The 4,762-nt window shown below is 72.7% G+C and carries 5 protein-coding genes; 3 read left to right on the top strand and 2 right to left on the bottom strand.

The features are described 5' to 3' along the window. On the bottom strand, window positions 1–644 hold a 644-nt coding region (locus tag ACLIYP_RS29200; protein WP_412716090.1), incomplete at its 3' end, for a phosphatase PAP2 family protein. Window positions 645–844: 200 nt separating this feature from the next. Beyond that, a complete protein-coding gene (locus ACLIYP_RS29195; RefSeq protein WP_177214002.1) occupies window positions 845–1,771 on the bottom strand; it encodes a C40 family peptidase in 927 nt (308 codons plus the stop codon). A 157-nt stretch (window positions 1,772–1,928) separates the two neighbouring features. On the opposite strand from ACLIYP_RS29195, the gene ACLIYP_RS29190 reads away from it, so the two are divergent. The 3 genes from ACLIYP_RS29190 to ACLIYP_RS29180 form a co-directional block, all read left to right on the top strand. Continuing rightward, window positions 1,929–2,237 (top strand): hypothetical protein, encoded by a 309-nt coding sequence (locus ACLIYP_RS29190; protein ID WP_093658653.1) that lies wholly within the window; start codon window positions 1,929–1,931, stop codon window positions 2,235–2,237. A gap of 565 nt (window positions 2,238–2,802) precedes the next feature. Continuing rightward, a complete protein-coding gene (locus ACLIYP_RS29185) occupies window positions 2,803–3,594 on the top strand; it encodes a hypothetical protein (protein WP_412716089.1) in 792 nt (263 codons plus the stop codon). Then, on the top strand, window positions 3,584–4,762 hold a 1,179-nt coding region (locus ACLIYP_RS29180; RefSeq protein WP_412716088.1), incomplete at its 3' end, for a hypothetical protein. The genes ACLIYP_RS29185 and ACLIYP_RS29180, both read left to right, overlap by 11 nt.

The following is a 4,762-nucleotide window of genomic DNA, read 5'->3' as shown; positions in this document are numbered from 1 at the left end:
CCGGCCCGCGCCCCCGGCTCCGACTCCGGTCGCGGTTCCGGCGGCGCGCTCACCAGCCGGCCGATCCGCGGCGAGGCCGCCATCGCGCGCAGCAGCGGGGTCAGCAGCGCCAGCGCCACCGGCGCCAGCAGCAGCGCCACGGCCGTGCCCAGCGCCAGGCCGCCGATCACGTCGGTGGGGTAGTGCACACCCATGTACACGCGGCAGAAGCCCGCGAACACCGCCACCAGGATGCCGACCAGGCCCAGCCGCCGGTTGACCATGAAGATCCCCACGGCCAGCGCCATCGCCAGCGTCGCGTGATCGCTGACGAACGAGAAGTCCTTCTTCCCGTCCACCAGCACCTCCAGCCCGTCATGGGTCAGGAAGGGTCTGGGCCGCTCCACGAACTCCCGGATCGGTACGTTCACCAGAACCGCCACCCCGGCCGCCAGCGGCGCCCAGACCAGCCCGGCCACCGCCGAGACCGCGTCCGGGCGGCGCCGCGCCGTCCACCAGGCCCACAGGCCCAGCAGCCCCAGCGCCGCGATCGTGCCGTACTCGCCGACGTACTCCATGAGGTGGTCGGCCCAGCCGGGGGCTTCCCTGGCCAATCCGTTGATGTCGTGGAGCAGCTCGACGTCGGGGTTGTCCCATCCAGCCATCGCGATGCTGCCCTTCACTCTTCGCTGCCGACCCCCGTGGTAGCGGAATGCCCGTTCCGGACAAGGAAACGCCCTGCCCCGGCCGTACGTTCCGACCTCCACCGAACGATCACCCGGACGTTATCGGAGGGTGACCCGCGCCCGCGGCCCGGAAGCCGCGGCCGCACACCGTGTCACCGGGGCACCGGACGCCCCGGGGTTCACGACGCCGTGGGCCTCGTCGCCCCGAAGTAGTCGGGGGAGTCGATGGGATCGAAACGGATCTCCGCGCCCGTGTACGGCGCGTCGATCATATAGCCACCGCCCACGTAGATCCCCACGTGGTGGATCGACCGCGAATCGTTCAAGTCGTGTGCGAAGAAGACCAGATCACCCGGGAGCAGCTCGTTGCGCTCCGGGTGCGGGCCGGCGTTCCACTGGTCGTTGGCGACCCGCGGCAGCTCGATGCCCACACTCGCGTACGCCGCCTTCGTCAGGCCCGAGCAGTCGAACCGCCCGCCGTCCTCCGGCGTGCCGTCCCCGCCCCACAGGTACGGCGTCCCCAGCCTCTTCTGCGCGAAGTCGATCGCCCCGGCGGCCTGCCGCGTCGGCGACAGGCGCCCGGCGGGCGCCGCGAAGCTCTGCTCCAGCTTCCGGATGACCTTCACGTAGTTCTGCGTCTCGCGGTACGGCGGCACACCGCCGTACTTCACCACCGCGTACGGGCCCGCGTTGTAGGCGGCCAGCATGTTGTCCGTCGGGTCGCCGGGCACCCCCCGGACGTCCTTGGCCAGCGTGCAGTCGTACTTCGCCGCCGACGGGATCGCGTCCGCCGGGTCCCACACGTCGCGGTCGCCGTCACCGTCGCCGTCGACGCCGTGGACCGCCCAGGTGCCCGGGATGAACTGGGCGATGCCCTGCGCCGCGGCGGGGCTGCGCGCCTTCGGGTTCCAGCCGCTCTCCTGGAAGAGCTGGGCGGCCAGCAGCGCCGGGTTGAGCGCCGGGCAGTAGTTGCCCCACTTCTGCACCAGGGGCCGGTACGCCGCCGGCACCGAGTTCTTCGCCAGCGCGACCGTGCCGCCCCGCCCGCCGAACAGGTTCGACGCCGCGCTGTACGTGCCCACCACGAGCAACGCCATCAGGCACATGACGAGCCCGAAACCGACCCCGATCGCCACCCACGCCTTCCGCACCCCTCAACCCTCCGCCATCCGAAAGGAGTTCACTGCCGATTCGGCCGCAACCGTGTCAGAATCCAAGTGAAGCGCAACTTTCGACAACCCTCACCGGGGCGGTGAACACAGCATGTTTCTGGCAGCCGAAAAGGGCGACATCACCACCATCATCGGCGGAATCGCCCCCGACTGGGGCCCGTTCGGATCCCTGGGCAACGAGGCCCGTGTGATGATCGAGGTCGTCATGGCCGTCGCCATCCTCCTCTGCCTCGGCATCGCCATCTGGGGCGCGGCCAAGCAGCGCATCGGCGCCACGGCGCTGCGCGACACCTTCAGCGCGGAGCAGGGCAAGGGCCTGATCGTGGCGGGCCTGACCGGGGTCTTCATCATCGGGTCCCTCGGCACGCTCTTCACGATCGTCTACGGCATGGCCGTGTAGCCGCACCGCCCCGCCTCCCGTCCCCCTCCGCCCCCACCTCCCGGTGCCCGGCTCCCGGGCGCGCCCGCGTGCCCGGCGAGAGACCCGGTCCGTCCCGTACGCCGGCCGGCCGGGGCGCGCGCCCCGGCCGGCGGACGACTGACGCCCCGTGAGAACCGTCACCCCGCGACGGCGGACGGTACGGCCCCGCGGGACCGTACGCCCCCGCCCGCGGGCACCGCGCAGGCGACAGGCGGAGGCAGACGGCGCACCCGCCGGCGCAGACCCCGCCGCACCCGGGAGGCCGCGGCCGCCCGATCGCTCCCCCCACCAGGAAAAAGAGCACCACAGCGATGCACCAGCCCAGGATCCGCCCCCACCCCGGCCGGTTCCCCTCCTCCCCCGCCCGAACGCGACCGGAGGGCGCGAGGCCGCGCCACCGGGCCGTACCCGGCGATCCACCGCTCACGGTGCGGAAGCGATCCTGCACACACCGGTCCCACAACCGCCGCGGCGGAGTTAACGTCATGGACAGGGCACGACGACAACCGGGCGGCGCCCGGGCGACCGAGAGGGCACGCGCACGATGAGCATCGGCGGCGATGGCGGGTACGGGGACGACGTCGTCGACGCGTACGACGAGCCCAGACGGCAGCCCGTCCGGGTGGGCCGCAGCATGGTGACGGTGGTGGGCGTCGTCGTCCTGCTGATCGCGGCCATCGCCTTCGCCAACAGGGGCGGCGGTGACGCCCCGTCCGCCGCCGGCGGCGGGGAGGCCCGCGAGGACGCCCGGCCCACCGCCCCCACCGGCGAACGCCCCGTCACCGGGCAGTCGAACGGCGTGCCCTCGGGCTTCCCCCGCACCGAACAGGGCGCGCAGAGCGCCGCGGCCAACTACGCGGTGGCACTGGGCGGTACGGGCATGTTCGAGACCGAGCACCGGCACATGCTCGTCGACACCCTCTACACCCCCGAAGCCGCCGCACGCGTCAAGGGCGCGCAGGACAGGGCCTATTCGAAGGCCCTCTTCGAGCGCCTGGGCCTCACCCCGGAGGGCGAGGCACCCGACGGCATGACCTTCGTCTCACGCACCGTCCCCGTCGGCACCAGGGTGACGGAGTACGGGGACGACGGCGCCACCGTCGAGGTCTGGTACACGGGTCTGATCGGCATGGCCGGCGAGGAGTCGACCACGCCCGTGACCACCACCTGGAAGACCTGGACCTTCCAGCTGCGGTGGGCCGGATCCGACTGGAGGATCGCACAGGACTCCCAGGAGGACGGCCCCGCCCCCGTACCGGGCGACATCCGGGCCTCCACAGCCGAGGACATCAGCAAGGCCGTCGAGGAGTACGGAGGGTTCACCTATGCCCGTTGACCGAGCCGGCCGCCGCGCCCTGCCGCTCGCCGGGATCCTGGCGGGCCTGCAGGCCGCAGGGGTCTGGCTGGCCGCCCGCGCGGCAGCCGAACCCACCCCGTCCCCGCCGGCCGACGAGGAGCCGGACCGCAGCGAGTGCGAGAACGTCCCCGGCGCCGCCCGGGACGTCTGCGAACAGGGCGAGGGCGCCACCGACGGCGCCGGCGGCTCCGGCACCGACCCCCTGTCCACCCTCGACCCCCTCGCCTCCCTCGCCCAGGGCTGCGCCGAGGCCGCCGCCTGGATCGTCGACAAGCTCTCCGAGGCCGTCGCCTCCACAGCCACCGTCGACTTCACCAACCCCGCGTTCCTGCGCCAGTACGCCGTCGTCTTCGCCGCCTCGACGATCCTCACCCTCGTGCTGTGGCTGCTGGCCGTCGCCAAGCGCGCCGTCCGCGGCATCCCCCTCACCGAGGCGCTCACCGAGGCCATCGGCTTCCTGTGGCTGACGGTCCTCGCCTCCGCCTTCACCCCCCTGATCCTCTACACCCTGGTCACCGCGACCGACGCCGTCACCGACGTGATCGCCGCGGGCACCGGGTCCGACACCGACAAGTTCTTCGGCTCCTTCTCCGAGGCCCTCAAGAAGGGCGACGACATCGGCGGCGGCCCCATCATGCTGATCGTCGTCTCCCTCGTCTCCGTCCTCGCCGCCGGCGTCCTCTGGCTCGAACTCGTCATCCGCGCCGCCCTGCTGTACGTCGGCGCCCTGCTGGGCACGGTCGTCTACGCCGGACTCGTCGACAAGAACCTGTGGGGCCACGTACGCCGCTGGGCGGGCATCATGATCGCGGTGATCCTCGTCAAGCCGGTCATCGTCATCGTCCTCGGCCTCGCCGGGGCGCTCGCCTCCGACGAGGGCCCCAACGCCTTCTCCGCGATCGTCTCCGGCCTGGCGATCATCCTGCTCGCCATCTTCGCCAGCGCCATGATCTACCGCTTCGTCCCCGGCTTCGGCGACGAGATCGTCCGCCAGCGCAACGCCGGCGCCGACCCCGCCTCCCGTACGGCCGCGGCCGTCGTCTCCTCGCCCGCCGCCATGCTGCGCCAGGGCATCACCACCCACAGCGCCCGCGGCGGCGCCGAGGGCGGCAGCGGCGGCGGGCAGTCCGGCGCCGCCGCCCGGCCC

The sequence above is a fragment of the Streptomyces nanhaiensis genome (assembly GCF_046614825.1).
Classification (GTDB): Bacteria; Actinomycetota; Actinomycetes; order Streptomycetales; family Streptomycetaceae; genus Streptomyces; species Streptomyces radiopugnans.
The sequence above is the reverse complement of the archived record's forward strand: the minus strand, read 5'-3'. Positions and strand labels throughout refer to the sequence as shown.

What these genes read in the sequence shown, in the direction of transcription:
- ACLIYP_RS29195 (WP_177214002.1), bottom strand. Translation starts at nt 1,771, where the DNA reads ATGTGCCTGATGGCGTTGCTCGTGGTGGGCACGTACAGCGCGGCGTCG.
- ACLIYP_RS29190 (WP_093658653.1), top strand. Translation starts at nt 1,929, where the DNA reads ATGTTTCTGGCAGCCGAAAAGGGCGACATCACCACCATCATCGGCGGA.
- ACLIYP_RS29185 (WP_412716089.1), top strand. Translation starts at nt 2,803, where the DNA reads ATGAGCATCGGCGGCGATGGCGGGTACGGGGACGACGTCGTCGACGCG.